The sequence below is a fragment of the Siccibacter colletis genome (assembly GCF_000696575.1).
In the GTDB taxonomy this organism is placed as follows: Bacteria; Pseudomonadota; Gammaproteobacteria; order Enterobacterales; family Enterobacteriaceae; genus Siccibacter; species Siccibacter colletis.
Genome location: NZ_JMSQ01000008.1, coordinates 108,119 through 122,520 on the forward strand (window position 1 = coordinate 108,119; position 14,402 = coordinate 122,520).

The following is a 14,402-nucleotide window of genomic DNA, read 5'->3' on the forward strand; positions in this document are numbered from 1 at the left end:
GCACAGGCGGACCAGAGACGCGAAATATTTTAAGATTTCGGCATAAAAAAACCCGCCGGAGCGGGTTTTTGTCAGGTCAGCGAGCTAGCGTTATTTCGCGTCGGTTGCCGTGCCGTTAGCGTGCCAGGTAAAGACGCCGAATTCAAAGCCTTTCAGATCGCCTTTCTCATCCCACGACAGCGGACCCATTACCGTGTCAACGCTGGCCCCTTTCAGGTATTTAGCAATTTCTGCCGGATCGTCGCTCTGGTTCAGGCCAGCCGCCAGCGACTGCAGTGCCGCGTAGGTGGTCCAGACGAATGCGCCGCTGGCATCCTGTTTCTTCGCCTTGATGGCATCTACCACAGGTTTGTTCGCTGGTACCTGATCGTAGTTCTTCGGCTTGGTGACTAACATCCCTTCCGCGGAATCACCGGCGATGTTAGACAGCGACACGTTCGCAACACCTTCCGGGCCCATAAACTGGGTTTTCAGACCCGCCGCGCGTGACTGACGCAGGATCTGGCCCATTTCCGGGTGGTAACCGCCGTAATAGACGAAATCGATGTTTTCTTTCTTCAGGCGCGCCACCAGCGTAGAGAAATCTTTCTCACCGGCGGTGATACCGTCAAAGAACACCACGTTTGCACCGCCCTTCTTCAGCCCGTCCTGCACCGAACGCGCCAGGCCTTCGCCATACTGCTGTTTATCGTGGATCACCGCGATGCGCTGCGGTTTCACTTTTTCCAGAATGTATTTTGCGGCGGTCGGCCCCTGGTCTGAATCCAGACCGGTAGTGCGCAGCACCAGCTGGTAGCCGCGCGCAGTCAGCTCGGGCGCGGTAGCCGCCGGCGTGATCATCAGAATGCCTTCGTCTTCATATATATCAGACGCCGGCTGGGTAGACGATGAGCAAAGATGACCAATCACGTATTTAATACCGTCGTTAATCACTTTGTTCGCTACCGCAACGGCCTGTTTCGGGTCGCAGGCGTCGTCATATTTGACCGCGACCAGCTTGTCGCCTTTGATGCCGCCCTTAGCGTTAATATCGGCGATGGCCTGTTCCGCGCCGGTGAATTCCTGATCGCCGTACTGGGCCACCGGGCCAGACATCGCGCCGACCACGGCAACTTTAATATCTGCCGCCATCGCCGCGTGGCTCATCGCCAGCGCAATACATCCAGCCAGTAACGCTTTGCCCTTCATTTTCATCCTGAGATCCCCATTGCTTGTTGTGATTGCAGTTGTTGTGTTGTTTGGATGACACGTTATTGCGCGCGTTTGCCGCGGCTATGTTTTTGATTACGGTATACGGCGGGTGTCATAGCAGCATACTCTGCTAAAAACATACCCGATTTTGTCTGATTTGGAATAGCAAATTTGTCGGTGGGCGGATTACGGGATGACACGCACAAAAAAACCGCCTCGCGGGCGGTTTTTTACGGTGAAGCGGAATTACGCTTCGATAGCGGCGCGAAGTTTTTTCATCGCGTTCTTTTCCAGCTGACGTACGCGCTCAGCGGAAACGCCATAGCGGTCGGCAAGCTCCTGCAACGTGGACTTGTTGTCCTCATCCAGCCAGCGCGCTTTGATAATCTGCTGGCTGCGCTCATCAAGACCCTGCATCGCGTCGGAAAGTTTATCCGCGGCATGCTCTTCCCAGTTATCGTCCTCAATGCCATCGGCAAAGTTGGAGGTTTTATCCTGGAGGAACAGCACCGGTGCCATTGGCGAACCGTCCTGCGCGTCATCGTCCGGCGACAGGTCAAAGGTCATGTCCTGGGCCGCCATACGCGACTCCATTTCGCGCACGTCTTTGCTGGAAACGCCCAGTTCGCGCGCTACCATTTCGACTTCGTCCTGGTTAAACCAGCCCAGACGCTGCTTGGTTTTACGCAGGTTGAAGAACAGCTTACGCTGCGCTTTGGTGGTCGCCACCTTCACGATACGCCAGTTACGCAGTACGTATTCGTGAATTTCCGCTTTGATCCAGTGAACGGCGAAGGAGACCAGGCGCACGCCCACTTCCGGATTGAAGCGACGCACGGCTTTCATCAGGCCAATATTACCTTCCTGAATCAGGTCAGCCTGCGGCAGGCCATAGCCCGAGTAGTTACGAGCGATATGAACTACAAAGCGCAGGTGAGACAGGATCAGCTTTTTCGCTGCTTCCAGATCGCCCTGGTAATGCAGCTTTTCAGCAAGCTCCCGTTCTTCCTCGGCCGTCAACATCGGCCAGGTGTTAGCGGCCCGGATATAGGATTCCAGGTTACCAACAGGGGCTAGAGCTAAAGTTTGCATTTCTTTGGTCATTCAAATCCTCTCATTAGAAGCGTACTGGCTGAGGTCGTCCCTTTATAAGGCAACGAAGGCGCCAGTTCTTTGTGCAACGAGACGCTATTCAACACTTTTATCAGACAGTGAGGTTATCCACAAGTTCACTGCAACACTGTGAATAATTTACGCACAAATTGTGACATTACAGAAATCGTGCAGCAGGAATTTATGAAGTGGGTCCCTGCCCGGTGTCACTGGCAGGGACTTAGTATATCAAACTATTTTTATTCCGGGGTAAAGTGACGTAAATGTTGCACCGTCGCCAGCCAGGCGGCCAGCCAGCCGATCATGGAACAGACCAGCAGCAGCAGCAGGCACTCATCAAAGGATAACCCACTGATATCAAAGGTAGTGCCAAACACTTTCGCTACGTCAGTCACCGCTGACGAGAGCCGCATCACCAGAATTTCTGACAAAATCAGTGACAGAAAAGCGCCCGAAAAGCCAAGTAATGCCCCGCCATACAGGAACGGACGCAGGATAAAACCGTCGGTGGCGCCGATAAGCTTTTGCACGTTAATGGTATCGCGGCGCGCGAAAATGCTCAGGCGCACGCTATTGCCGATAACGAGGAATACGGCAGCGACCATCAACACGCCAATCATCGCCGAGACGCGCCCGACCAGCCCGGTCAACGCCGCCAGACGCGCAAACCAGCTGTCGTCCATGCGCACTTCATCCACGCCATTCACCTGCGAAACGCGGTCGCGCAGGGTAGTCAGCGCATCGGTGCTCTGGAAGTTGAGATCCGGTTCAATCACCGCCACAGCGGGCAGCGGGTTCTCTTCCAGCATATCCAGCGCGCCGCCAAAGCCTGACCAGTTGCGGAACTCACCCAGCGCTTCGTCTCGCGACAGGTAGTTGACCTTCGCCACGCCCTGCTCGGCCTGCAGCTGGCCAATCACCTGCGCCGCCGCATCGTCATCCAGGGTTTTGCTCAGGTATACCGTGATTTGCGGCGAAGGATAGTACTGGGTCGCCGCCTGGTTTACGTTCTTGTAAACCATGTAGCAGACGCTCGGTAGGGTCAGTGAAATCGCAATCACCATCACGGTAAGGAAGGTGGCCAGCGGTTTGCTGCGCAGATCGGCCAGCGCGCCCTGCCAGGCATAGCGCACCTGCTCGTTGATCCCGCCCTTGCGCGATTTCGCTTTCACATTGTTTGCTTTAGTACGCTTTTGCACAGATCGCCCTGATTCGCCAGACTTATTCAGTTTGTTGAACTTGCTCAGTTTGTTACTAAAGTGCCTGATATTATTCAGCGCATCCTTTTTATTCACCGACTCTGCCTCCATGCAGATGACCTTCGCTGAGGGTCAACACAGGATAGGGTCGGCGTGCGATGAGGCCGGTATCGTGAGTTGCCATCAGAACCGTTACCCCAACGCGGTTGAACTCTTCGAACAGGCGCAAAATCCCTTCCGACAGCGCGTTATCCAGGTTACCGGTTGGTTCATCTGCCAGCAGCACCGCCGGCTTATTCACCACCGCGCGGGCAATGCCGACGCGCTGCTGTTCCCCGCCGGAGAGCTGAATGGGGAAACTCTTCGCTTTATCCAGCAGCCCCACTTTATCCAGCGCCGCCGAAACGCGACGACGGATGTCCTCCACGCTCGCACCGGCGATAATCAGCGGGATAGCGACGTTGTCATACACGGTACGATCCATCAACAGGTGGTGATCCTGGAAGATCATCCCGATCTGACGGCGCAGGAACGGCACTTCGCGGTTTTTCAGGCGGCTGATGTCGTGCCCGCCGAAAAAGATATGCCCGGCGCTGGGCCGTTCAATGCCGCAAATCAGCTTCAGCAGCGTACTCTTACCGGCACCGGAGTGACCAGTAAGAAAAGCCATTTCGCCTGGCCGCATGTGGAAATTCACACCCTGCAGCGCCTGTCTCCCACCACGATAGGCTTTGCTGACGTGTTCAAAGCGAATCATTGTTAATCCTCTCGGGCAAAAAGTGCCTCAATAAAGTCGCCCGCGTTAAACGGACGCAAATCCTCAATGCGCTCACCAACACCGATGTAGCGAATCGGGATACCGAACTGATCGGCGACGGAGAAAATCACGCCGCCTTTAGCGGTACCGTCGAGCTTGGTCAGCGTAATGCCGGTCAGGCCGACGGCCTCGTGGAACAATTTGGTCTGGCTGATGGCGTTCTGCCCGGTGCTGGCATCGATGGTCAGCATCACTTCGTGCGGCGCCTCAACGTCCAGTTTTTTCATGACGCGGACGATTTTCTTCAGCTCTTCCATCAGGTGCGCTTTGTTTTGCAGGCGCCCGGCGGTATCTGCGATCAGCACATCCACTCCGCGCGACTTCGCCGCCTGAATGGCATCGAAGATTACCGACGCGGAATCCGCACCGGTATGCTGGGCGATAACCGGGATATTGTTGCGCTGGCCCCAGACCTGAAGCTGCTCAACCGCCGCGGCGCGGAAGGTATCCCCTGCCGCCAGCATCACCGATTTGCCCTGCTGCTCAAACTGGCGCGCCAGTTTACCAATGGTGGTGGTTTTACCCACGCCGTTCACGCCAACCATCAGAATAACGAACGGGGTTTTCCCTTCAATATTAAGCGGTGCGTCAACTTTCGCGAGAATATCGCTCATCTCTTCTTTCAGCAGGCCATACAGCGCCTCGGCGTCACGCAGCTGTTTGCGGCTCGCGCCTTCTGTCAGATTCGTGATGATTTTGCGCGTGGTTTCCACGCCAACATCGGCAATCAGCAGTTGCTCTTCCAGCTCTTCGAACAGATCATCATCGATTTTCTTGCCGCGGAACAAGCCGATAAATCCGGAACCAAGGTTCTCTTTGGTTTTTACCAGGCTGCGCTTCAGGCGCGCAAAGAAACCCTCTTTGGTCGGTTTTTCCTGCTCGGGAGCTGCTGCAGCCACCGGTTCGGCGATCTCCTCTTCCGGTTCGACCACCGCGTCGTCGGTGTTAGCCGCCGCCAGCGCCTGGGCTTCCAGCTCTTCGTCACTGAGTGCGCCGACGTCCGTCGCCTGCTCCTCTTCCGGCAGCCAGGCTTCCGGCTCAGGCTCCTGCACCGCTACTTCTTCCGGCAGTGGCAGAGTTTCGTGCTCTGGCTCTGGCTCTGGCGCTACCACCGGCTCAATGACCTCTGCCACCTCAGGCTGGGCCTGCTGCTCCGCCACGTTTTCAGTGACGTTAACCACCTCTTCAGCGAACTCATCCGGGTCCGGCGTGGTGGCTGGCGCAGCCGCGATCTCCTCAACAGGCGTAACCTGCTCAGGCTCGTTTTTTTCTTCTGTAACAGTTTGTTGCGTGTCGACCTGCTGGTCGATTTCTTCATCCTGCGCCCGATCTTTTTGACCTAAGCCCAGCCAGGAAAATAAGCCACGTTTTTTATTCTTTGCCATTGGCGACCACACTCCCCGCTATTCATCATGGCGCAGCTCCGGTATTGCGATGCGGAAGCTGAAAATTTTCGAATTAATTCGTGAGTCTACCACTTTCGACCCCTGGCGGCACAGCCTGAGGTTTCACCCACGCGTCTGCCCCGTTAGAATAGCCTCCCGGATTTAACATCGTAGCGATCACCATGAAAAAACCTACCCGCGGCGCAAGCGGCCAGATTCGTATTATCGGCGGCCAATGGCGCGGCCGTAAATTACCCGTCCCCGACAGTCCCGGCCTGCGCCCGACCACTGACCGGGTGCGCGAAACGCTGTTCAACTGGCTGGCCCCCCATATGGTGGACGCCCGCTGTCTGGACTGTTTCGCCGGCAGCGGCGCGCTGGGGCTGGAGGCGTTGTCGCGCTATGCCGCTCAGGCGACGCTTATTGAGATGGAGCGCGGCGTGGCCCAGCAGCTGAGCCAGAATCTCGCTACACTTAAGGCGTCTCACGGTCAGGTGGTGAATGCCAACACGCTGGAGTATCTGAGCAAACCCGGTCAGCCGTTCAACATCGTATTTATCGACCCGCCGTTTCGCAAAGGCTTGCTGGAGCAGACCGTCACCCTGCTGGAGCAAAATGGCTGGCTTGCCGACAACGCGCTGATTTATATCGAAAGCGAAGTGGAAGGTGGCCTGCCACCGCTGCCCGCCAGCTGGCAACCGCACCGGGAAAAGATAGCCGGTCAGGTCGCCTACCGCCTGTTTATTCGTGAACCGCAAGGAGCAACCGATGTTGATTAATCTTGGCCGCCTGCTGATGCTGTGCGTGTGGGCCTTCCTGATACTGAACCTGCTGCACCCGTTCCAGCGTCCGCTGAACATTTTCGTTAACGTGGCGATGATGTTCATGATCATCATGCATGGTCTGCAGCTGACGCTGTTAAAGGCGACCCAGCCGAAGGACGCACCGCCGATGGGCCGGGCGGAACAGTTCCGCATCTTCCTGTTCGGCGTGTTCGAACTGCTGGCCTGGCAGAAGCGGCAGCAGCTGAAAAAATAGCCGCTTTCACTGTGTTTTAAGAATGTCGCCTGCCCACTGACGTTGTCATTCGTGCCCGACGCCCACTAGACTGAAACATAGAGTCGTGCGCGTCGGGTGCACGTTACAATATCTGATTCAGGGACTTATCATGCTTTGGTCGTTTATTGCTGTCTGTTTTTCCGCCTGGCTTTACGTCGATGCGTCTTACCGAGGGCCTGCCTGGCAACGCTGGGTGTTTAAACCGGTTACCCTGCTGCTGCTGCTGATCCTCGCCTGGCAGGCACCGCTGTTCAGCGCCACCGGCTATCTGGTACTGGCGGGCCTGTGCGCCTCGCTGGCAGGCGACGCGCTGACGCTGTTCTCGCGCGAGCGCATGCTCTACGCCACCGGCGCGTTCTTCCTCTCCCATCTGCTTTACACCATCTTCTTTGCCAGCCAGATGACGCTCTCTTTCTTCTGGCCGCTGCCGCTGGTGCTGCTGGTTATCGGCGCGCTGCTGATCGCCACTATCTGGACGCGGCTGGAGACGCTGCGCTGGGCGGTGTGTACCTTTGTCGGGATGACGCTGGTGATGGTCTGGCTGGCGGGCGAGCTGTGGTTCTTCCGCCCTACCGCCTCGGCGCTGTCGGCGTTTGTTGGCGCAATCCTGCTGCTGCTGGGGAATATTGTCTGGCTGGGCAGCCATTATCGCCGCCGCTTCACGGCCGATAACGCCATCGCTGCCGCCTGCTATTTCGCCGGCCACTTTATGATCGTGCGTTCGCTCTACATCTGATCCACCGGGCGGGTGAAAAAACCGCCCGTCCTTCTCTTGACTCTGGACCTCACTCCAGAGTGTATGCTCCGAAATGAGAAAATTATCATTTCGGAGCCTGCCATGACGATTCGCCCGGAAAATGGCCCAGCGGTCCCCCGGTTTGCCACGTTGAAAATGCGCCCGCTTAACGGCGCCCCTGCCCCCGAGCCACAGCCGAAACCCGAAGCAGGAACCACCCGCTACAGCTGGTATATCGACGGCATGGACTGCCCTGCCTGCGCGCGCAAAGTAGAGAACGCGCTGCGTCAGGTGACGGGCATTGTCAGTGCCCAGGTCGCCTTTGCCAGTGAAAAGCTGACCGTAGATGCGCAGCGCGATGTGCGACAGGCGGTCAGCGACGCGGTGACCCGCATTGGTTTTACCCTGCGCGATATCGATGCTGCACCGGCGCAACCGCGCACAGCGTGGCGCGAACAGCTTCCGTTGCTGGCGCTGGCGGCAATGATGGCAATCAGTTGGCTGCTGACGCAGAGTGGCGCAACCCAGGCCGGGCAGATTGCATTTATTGTCACCACGCTGGTCGGCCTGTGGCCGATTGCCCGCCAGGCGCTGCGTCTGATGCGCAGCGGCAACCCGTTTGCTATCGAAACGCTGATGAGCGTCGCCGCCATCGGTGCGCTGTTTATCGGCGCGACCGCCGAGGCGGCGATGGTGCTGCTGCTGTTTATGATCGGCGAGCGGCTGGAGAGCTGGGCGGCAACCCGCGCCAGGCGTGGGGTCAGCGCGCTGGTAGCGCTGAAACCGGAAACCGCGACCCGCCTGCGGGAGGGCAAGCGGGAGACGGTGGCGCTGGCGGCGTTGCGGCCCGGAGACGTCATTGAAGTCGCCGCCGGAGGACGCCTGCCTGCCGATGGCCGGCTGCGCAGCGCGTTCGCCAGTTTTGATGAGAGCGCCCTCACCGGGGAATCCGTGCCGGTGGAGCGTACGCGGGGCGAAAGCGTAGCGGCCGGTGCCACCAGCGTTGATCGACTGGTTGAGCTTGACGTGGTGTCCGAGCCAGGCCACAGCGCTATCGACCGTATTCTGCAGCTGATTGAAGAGGCCGACGCGCGTCGCGCCCCGATTGAGCGCTTTATCGATCGCTTCAGCCGTGTCTACACGCCGCTGATTATGGGCGTGGCGCTGCTGGTCGCCATCCTGCCGCCGCTGCTGTTCGGCCTGCCGTGGCTGGAGTGGATTTACAAGGGACTGACGCTGCTGCTGATTGGCTGCCCGTGCGCGCTGGTGATCTCCACGCCCGCCGCCATCACCTCCGGCCTTGCCGCCGCCGCACGCCGCGGCGCGCTTATCAAAGGCGGTGCTGCGCTGGAGCAGCTCAGTCGGGTACGCCAGGTGGCCTTCGATAAAACCGGCACCCTGACCCAGGGCAAGCCACAGGTAACCGTTATCCACGCGGCGGACGGGGATGAAAATGCGCTGCTGGCGCTGGCTGCCTCGGTGGAGCAAGGTGCCACGCACCCGCTGGCACAGGCGATACTGCGGGAAGCGCTGGCCCGCGACCTGCCGCTGAGCCAGGCAACCGACCAGCGCACGCTGGCGGGCAGCGGAATTGAGGCAACGGTGGCAGGGCGTAGGGTGCTGCTCAGCGCGCCGGATAAGCTTACGCAGGCGTTAAGCCCGGCGTGGCAGACGCGCATTGCGGAGGCCGAAGCCAGCGGGCAAACGGTGGTCGCGGTGATACGGGATGAACAGCTGATGGGGACGCTGGCCCTGCGCGATACGCTGCGTGAGGATGCCCGTCAGGCGATCGCGGCGCTGCAGCGTCTGGACGTGAAATGCGTGATGCTGACCGGGGACAATCCGCGCGCGGCCCAGGCGATAGCCGGGGAGCTGGCGCTGGACTACCGCGCCGGGCTGCTGCCAGCGGATAAGGTGGCGGCGGTGAATGCGCTGAACCATGACGCCCCGCTGGCGATGGTGGGCGACGGTATCAACGATGCGCCCGCGATGAAAGCGGCGAGTATCGGCGTGGCGATGGGCTGCGGGACTGATGTCGCGCTGGAAACGGCCGACGCTGCCCTGACGCACAACCGCCTCACCGGGCTGGCAGAGATGATGAGCTTAGCCCGCGCGACGTATGCGAACATTCGCCAGAATATTGCCATCGCGCTGGGGCTGAAGGGGATCTTCCTGGTCACCACCCTGGCGGGCATGACCGGGCTGTGGCTGGCCGTGCTGGCGGATACCGGTGCCACGGTGCTGGTCACCGCCAACGCGTTACGGCTGCTGCGCCGGGGTAAGCCTGCGCACCCACCACAAAAAACAAATCATCCAGTGCCAGAGCGATGGATCGGTCCGGCATCAAAACCGCCGCGCCGCAGGCGTTGAGTCCGGGCTGGCGGTCGGGAACCGCCAGAGGGCGCGAGCCCCGGGATGGGGTATCGCGCCCGACCGGAAGCGAAACGCCGGAGGCAAGGGTAGCCCAACGGGCCGGTTTTTTAGCCGGGAGCCGGGATGGCGAAGGGGGCGGCGGCGAGCCTCCTTCGTCCGTTCACGAGCAGCCGCGTTCCCATGTGAGCGCGGTGCCACGGTGAACGGAACCTTTGCCGTTCTACCATAGTCCTCACGCCAAACCCGGTGGATGCACGTTAAAGGTGGGTGCACTCCGTTTCCCCACCTGACAAGATCGAGGCGTCCCCACCCGCCGTTACGCTACATCATCCCCAGCATCCGCGGCAGCCAGAGCGAGATCGCGGGCACATAGGTCACCAACATCAACACCATAAATAATACCGCGTAGAACGGCAGCATTGAGCGCACCACCACTTCGATCTTCTGCTTGCTCACCGCGCTGGCAACAAACAGCACAGATCCCACCGGCGGGGTTATCAGCCCAATCCCGAGGTTCACCATCATGATCATCCCGAAATGTACCGGGTCGATGCCGAGAGCATTGGTTACCGGCAGCAGCACCGGCGTCAGGATCAGGATAATCGGTGCCATGTCCATCAGCGTGCCAATCAGCAGCAGCATGATGTTGAGGTACATCAGGATCACGTACTTGTTATCCGACAGCGCGGTAAAGAACTCGGTGATGCGCGTCGGAAGCTGCATGTAGGTCATTACCGCGCCAAACGCGGCGGCAAAGCCTATCAGGATCATCACGATGGTGACGGTTTTCACCGTGCGGCACATCAGCTTCGGCAGCTCGCTCCATTTGTAGTCACGGTAGATAAACATGGTGACGAAAAATGCCCACAGGCAGGCCACAGCCGCAGACTCGGTGGCGGTAAATATCCCGGAGAGAATGCCGCCGAGGATAATCACGACCGTCATCAGCCCCCACAGCGCGTCGAGAAGAATTTTAGCCGCCTGCTTAAACGGAATGCGCTCGCCTTTCGGATAACCGCGCCGATGCGCAAATGCCAGACACATTACCATCAGGCACAGCCCCATCAGCAGCCCCGGCAGCACCCCGGCGATAAACAGCGAGGCAATGGAAACGGTGCCGCCTGCCGCCAAGGAGTAAATGACCGAGTTATGACTGGGGGGGATGAGAATTGCCTGCACCGAGCCGCTGGCAGTCACCGCCGCCGCATACTCACGCGGGTAACCTTTCTTTTCCATCTCCGGGATCATGACTGTGCCGATGGACGCGGTATCCGCCACCGACGAGCCGGAAATGGCACCGAAAAAGGTGGAGGCCACAATATTCACCAGCGACAGCCCGCCGCGGATAAAACCGACAAACACATAGGCGAAGTTCACCAGCCGACGGGCAATGCCCCCTTCGGCCATGATCGCCCCGGCAAGAATAAAAAACGGTATCGCCAGCAGAGTAAATTTGTTCACCCCGCTGGTGATCTGAATCATCAGCGCTTCAAGCGGCAACTCTATCCACAGCGCCCCTACCACCGCACTTAACCCGACGGCAAACGCCACCGGCATCCCCAGCGCCAGCAGAATGGCGAGGGTGAAAAGCAAAATAAACGCGTCCATCTTTCACCCCTTAACTGTGATTACCAATCATCACCACCGGACGGCTCTCTTGCGAACCGAACAGCAGGCGTTCCACCACGAACAGGATCAGCAGCGCCGAACCCACCGGCAGCGGCAGATAGCTCTCCCCCGAGGTTAGTAACGGGAACTCCGCTACCGGCTGCTCCCACAGCTCCAGGCACAGGTGATAGCTGTACCAGAACATCAGCGCGGAAATAAGCAGCATCAGCAGGTCAACGATGCGGGCGCACAGCTGCTGCATTGCGGCAGGCAGGCGGTCGGTGAGCATGTTTACCGCGATATGCGACCCGGCGCGATAACTTACCGCCGCGCCAATAAAGGTGAAGGTCACCATGCAAATGATGGCGATGGGCTCCGGCCACGACTCGCCGCGGTTCAGCACGTAGCGCGAGAAAATACCGATGGGGATCACCACCGTCATCACCAGCAGCGCCAGGCCGGCAATGGTCATGGCGAGCAGGTACAGCTTATCCATCCATCTCAGATACCAATGGGACATACATCCTCCAGGGAGCGTGCGCCGGGAAAGCCCGGCGCGGAGCGTTGCGTTACTGGACGGCAGCGATGGCGTTCATCAGATCCTGATGCTTGTCGCCAAACTGTTTACGGACGGGTTCGGTGGCTTTGATAAAGTACGCTTTATCGATCTCGTGGAACTGCACGCCGCCGGCTTTCATTTTGGCCAGCGCGTCAGTGTTGTAAGCGTTCCACAGCGTGCGCTGTTCGGCCTGGGCTTCACGGGCCAGCGTCAGGATTTTCTGCTGCTGGTCAGCGCTCAGTTTGTCCCACTTCACTTTGGAATAGAGCAGCATTTCCGGGGTGATAAAGTGGCCGCTGAGGGTGTAGTTTTTGGCAACCGGCAGGTAGTTATGCGCTACGAAGGTCGGCGGGTTGTTTTCCGCACCGTCGATGACCCCGGTCTGCATGCCGCTGAACACCTCGCTGACGCCCATAGCAATAGAGTTCGCCCCCATCGCTTTCAGCGTGGCGAGGGCCACCGGGCTACCCTGCACGCGGATCTTCTTGCCCTGCAGATCTTCCGGTTTGACGATCGGATCGCGGGTGATCAGGTTGCGGGTGCCGGAATCCATCCAGCCGAGGAACACCAGGCGTGATTTCGGGTTATTGGTCAGCTTCTCGCCGATGGATTTACCGATATCGCCGTCGATGACCTTATGCATATGGTCTTCATCGCGAAACACATAGGGCAGCGTAAAGACTTCGATATCCGGCAGGATGGCAGCGACCGGTGCCATAGAGACACGAATAATATCTATCGCCCCCATCTGCGCCTGCTCGATCATCTGCTTTTCATCCCCCAGCACGCCACCCGGAAAGACTTTAATCTCCAGATCGCCGTTGGTTTGCTGTTTTAATTTTTCGCCCATGTTTTGCACCGCTACCACGTTCGGGTAGCCCTGCGGATGGACGTCCGCCGCTTTTATTACCTGCGCATTAACCGCAGCGGGGATCAGGAGGGTGGCACCAGACAGGCACAGGCCCGCCAGCGTTGGCAGTAATTTGAATTTCATGTGTCGGCTCCAGCAGGTATAGCGGTACGGTAAGATGTAAAACGTTGTTTTGATTTTCCGTATAAAAAATAGCCTGGCCGTAAAAAAGGCGTGGTGAAGCGCCTCACAAAAGCGATAAATTCTGAAACAGGGGTTTAAAGGGAATGCAAAGGAGGTTCAGGATGAGCGGCGTGGCCAGCCCATCCTGAGCGCCGTCACTGGCGTTTACGCAACAGATAACGGTAGGGAAGCGCGTCGGTTTGCTGGGCGAGTAAATCGTGTTCCATAAAGGTACAAAAACCCGGAATATCGCGAGTGGTTGCCGGATCGTCGGCGATAATCAGCAGCGTTTCGCCCGTCTGCATCATGCGCACCGTTTTGCGCACCATCATCACCGGCTCCGGGCAGCGCAGCCCCTGGGCATCCAGGGTGTGGTCGGGGTGTGAAAACTGGTCGGTCATTTTTCTCTCAGTTCAGTCAGAAACCGCGCTAGTTTACCCCCGCCAGGGCGTGACGCAAGCACGTTAACGGTTGCGCGTTAATTAACCATTGCAATAGCAACGTAAAGCAGTATCATGCTGCGGTTTTCGACGCTTGCGCGGTGGATTCTCCCGTTGCGCAATCATGGTTTCACTGGGTTCCCTCACCCCATCGTTCAAAAAGGTTACATTATGCTGCCCTTATCGCTTCGCCAGCGCCGCACCGCGCTCGTCTGGCTGTCGCTGTTTCATTTGCTGGTGATCATCTCCAGTAACTATCTGGTTCAACTGCCGGTCTCCATCTTTGGTTTCCACACTACCTGGGGCGCGTTCAGTTTCCCGTTTATTTTCCTCGCCACCGATTTGACGGTGCGCTTCTTCGGCGCTCCGCTGGCACGACGCATTATTTTTGCCGTAATGCTGCCCGCGCTGCTGGTCTCCTACGTCATTTCGTCCCTGTTCTACATGGGAAGCTGGCAGGGGTTTGACGCGCTGGCGCACTTCAACCTGTTCGTCGCGCGTATCGCATCGGCGAGCTTTATGGCTTATGCGCTGGGGCAGATCCTCGACGTGCACGTGTTTAACCGCCTGCGCCAGAATCGCCGCTGGTGGATTGCGCCCACCGCGTCGCTGTTTGTCGGCAACGCCATCGACACCCTGGCCTTCTTCTTTATTGCCTTCTGGCGCAGTACCGACCCGTTTATGGCGACGCACTGGCAGGAGATCGCGCTGGTGGATTACAGCTTCAAGGTGCTGATCAGCATGCTGTTCTTCCTGCCGATGTATGGCGTGATGCTGAATATGCTGATGCGCAAGCTGGCAGATAAGTCTGAAATGGCGACGTTACAGGCCGGTTGAGAGCACGCCGCAGAAGTTGTGATACCATGAGGAACAGTGCCGTTCCGGCAGT

Annotated in this window: 13 protein-coding genes and 1 pseudogene; 5 read left to right on the forward strand and 9 right to left on the reverse strand. The window is 58.4% G+C overall.

Annotation, left to right across the window (positions count from 1 at the left end; translation table 11 throughout):
- Positions 1-90: 90 nt before the first annotated feature.
- The 5 genes from ET34_RS0110620 to ftsY all read right to left on the reverse strand — a co-directional run bounded on the left by ET34_RS0110620 (position 91) and on the right by ftsY (position 5,705).
- Positions 91-1,194 (reverse strand): branched-chain amino acid ABC transporter substrate-binding protein, encoded by a 1,104-nt coding sequence (locus ET34_RS0110620; protein ID WP_152548382.1) that lies wholly within the window; start codon positions 1,192-1,194, stop codon positions 91-93.
- Positions 1,195-1,437: 243 nt separating this feature from the next.
- Positions 1,438-2,295 (reverse strand): RNA polymerase sigma factor RpoH, encoded by an 858-nt coding sequence (gene rpoH / locus ET34_RS0110625; RefSeq protein WP_031521886.1) that lies wholly within the window; start codon positions 2,293-2,295, stop codon positions 1,438-1,440.
- Positions 2,296-2,543: 248 nt separating this feature from the next.
- Positions 2,544-3,599 carry a permease-like cell division protein FtsX gene (ftsX, locus tag ET34_RS0110630; protein WP_035891259.1) on the reverse strand — a complete coding sequence of 352 codons (1,056 nt, stop codon included), beginning with the start codon at positions 3,597-3,599 and terminating at the stop codon, positions 2,544-2,546.
- Positions 3,592-4,260 (reverse strand): cell division ATP-binding protein FtsE, encoded by a 669-nt coding sequence (gene ftsE, locus ET34_RS0110635; protein WP_031521889.1) that lies wholly within the window; start codon positions 4,258-4,260, stop codon positions 3,592-3,594. The genes ftsX and ftsE overlap by 8 nt, the downstream gene beginning before the upstream one ends.
- A gap of 2 nt (positions 4,261-4,262) precedes the next feature.
- On the reverse strand, positions 4,263-5,705 hold the full coding sequence (gene ftsY, locus ET34_RS0110640; RefSeq protein ID WP_031521891.1) for a signal recognition particle-docking protein FtsY: 1,443 nt from the start codon (positions 5,703-5,705) through the stop codon (positions 4,263-4,265).
- 182 nt (positions 5,706-5,887) lie between these two features.
- Between ftsY and rsmD the strand changes: the two genes are divergently transcribed.
- From rsmD to zntA, 4 genes and pseudogenes are all read left to right on the forward strand, one after another.
- Positions 5,888-6,484: a 16S rRNA (guanine(966)-N(2))-methyltransferase gene (rsmD, locus tag ET34_RS0110645; protein WP_031521893.1), complete on the forward strand. Its 597-nt coding sequence runs from the start codon at positions 5,888-5,890 to the stop codon at positions 6,482-6,484.
- Positions 6,474-6,743, forward strand: a complete 270-nt coding sequence (locus ET34_RS0110650) for a DUF1145 family protein (protein WP_031521894.1) — start codon at positions 6,474-6,476, stop codon at positions 6,741-6,743. Before rsmD ends, ET34_RS0110650 begins: the two co-directional genes overlap by 11 nt.
- Positions 6,744-6,873: 130 nt before the next feature.
- Complete coding sequence (locus tag ET34_RS0110655; RefSeq protein WP_031521896.1) at positions 6,874-7,500, forward strand: lysoplasmalogenase; 627 nt, start codon at positions 6,874-6,876, stop codon at positions 7,498-7,500.
- A gap of 102 nt (positions 7,501-7,602) precedes the next feature.
- Positions 7,603-9,777 (forward strand): annotated as a pseudogene (zntA, locus tag ET34_RS0110660) (Zn(II)/Cd(II)/Pb(II) translocating P-type ATPase ZntA); the annotation flags it as partial.
- Between the two features lie 417 nt (positions 9,778-10,194).
- On the opposite strand, the gene ET34_RS0110665 reads toward zntA, so the two are convergent.
- The 4 genes from ET34_RS0110665 to tusA form a co-directional block, all read right to left on the reverse strand.
- Positions 10,195-11,481, reverse strand: coding sequence for a TRAP transporter large permease (locus ET34_RS0110665; RefSeq protein WP_031521900.1), 1,287 nt, complete (start codon positions 11,479-11,481; stop codon positions 10,195-10,197).
- Positions 11,482-11,491: 10 nt separating this feature from the next.
- Positions 11,492-12,001 (reverse strand): TRAP transporter small permease, encoded by a 510-nt coding sequence (locus ET34_RS0110670; protein WP_031521902.1) that lies wholly within the window; start codon positions 11,999-12,001, stop codon positions 11,492-11,494.
- A gap of 49 nt (positions 12,002-12,050) precedes the next feature.
- Positions 12,051-13,034: a TRAP transporter substrate-binding protein gene (locus tag ET34_RS0110675; protein ID WP_031521903.1), complete on the reverse strand. Its 984-nt coding sequence runs from the start codon at positions 13,032-13,034 to the stop codon at positions 12,051-12,053.
- 194 nt (positions 13,035-13,228) lie between these two features.
- Positions 13,229-13,474, reverse strand: a complete 246-nt coding sequence (tusA, locus tag ET34_RS0110680; protein ID WP_031521905.1) for a sulfurtransferase TusA — start codon at positions 13,472-13,474, stop codon at positions 13,229-13,231.
- A 210-nt stretch (positions 13,475-13,684) separates the two neighbouring features.
- On the opposite strand from tusA, the gene ET34_RS0110685 reads away from it, so the two are divergent.
- Complete coding sequence (locus ET34_RS0110685; RefSeq protein ID WP_031521907.1) at positions 13,685-14,350, forward strand: 7-cyano-7-deazaguanine/7-aminomethyl-7-deazaguanine transporter; 666 nt, start codon at positions 13,685-13,687, stop codon at positions 14,348-14,350.
- The last annotated feature ends 52 nt before the right edge of the window (positions 14,351-14,402 follow it).

What these genes read in the sequence shown, in the direction of transcription:
- ET34_RS0110620 (WP_152548382.1), bottom strand. Translation starts at nt 1,194, where the DNA reads ATGAAAATGAAGGGCAAAGCGTTACTGGCTGGATGTATTGCGCTGGCG.
- rpoH (WP_031521886.1), bottom strand. Translation starts at nt 2,295, where the DNA reads ATGACCAAAGAAATGCAAACTTTAGCTCTAGCCCCTGTTGGTAACCTG.
- ftsE (WP_031521889.1), bottom strand. Translation starts at nt 4,260, where the DNA reads ATGATTCGCTTTGAACACGTCAGCAAAGCCTATCGTGGTGGGAGACAG.
- ftsY (WP_031521891.1), bottom strand. Translation starts at nt 5,705, where the DNA reads ATGGCAAAGAATAAAAAACGTGGCTTATTTTCCTGGCTGGGCTTAGGT.
- rsmD (WP_031521893.1), top strand. Translation starts at nt 5,888, where the DNA reads ATGAAAAAACCTACCCGCGGCGCAAGCGGCCAGATTCGTATTATCGGC.
- ET34_RS0110650 (WP_031521894.1), top strand. Translation starts at nt 6,474, where the DNA reads ATGTTGATTAATCTTGGCCGCCTGCTGATGCTGTGCGTGTGGGCCTTC.
- ET34_RS0110655 (WP_031521896.1), top strand. Translation starts at nt 6,874, where the DNA reads ATGCTTTGGTCGTTTATTGCTGTCTGTTTTTCCGCCTGGCTTTACGTC.
- ET34_RS0110665 (WP_031521900.1), bottom strand. Translation starts at nt 11,481, where the DNA reads ATGGACGCGTTTATTTTGCTTTTCACCCTCGCCATTCTGCTGGCGCTG.
- ET34_RS0110670 (WP_031521902.1), bottom strand. Translation starts at nt 12,001, where the DNA reads ATGTCCCATTGGTATCTGAGATGGATGGATAAGCTGTACCTGCTCGCC.
- ET34_RS0110675 (WP_031521903.1), bottom strand. Translation starts at nt 13,034, where the DNA reads ATGAAATTCAAATTACTGCCAACGCTGGCGGGCCTGTGCCTGTCTGGT.
- tusA (WP_031521905.1), bottom strand. Translation starts at nt 13,474, where the DNA reads ATGACCGACCAGTTTTCACACCCCGACCACACCCTGGATGCCCAGGGG.
- ET34_RS0110685 (WP_031521907.1), top strand. Translation starts at nt 13,685, where the DNA reads ATGCTGCCCTTATCGCTTCGCCAGCGCCGCACCGCGCTCGTCTGGCTG.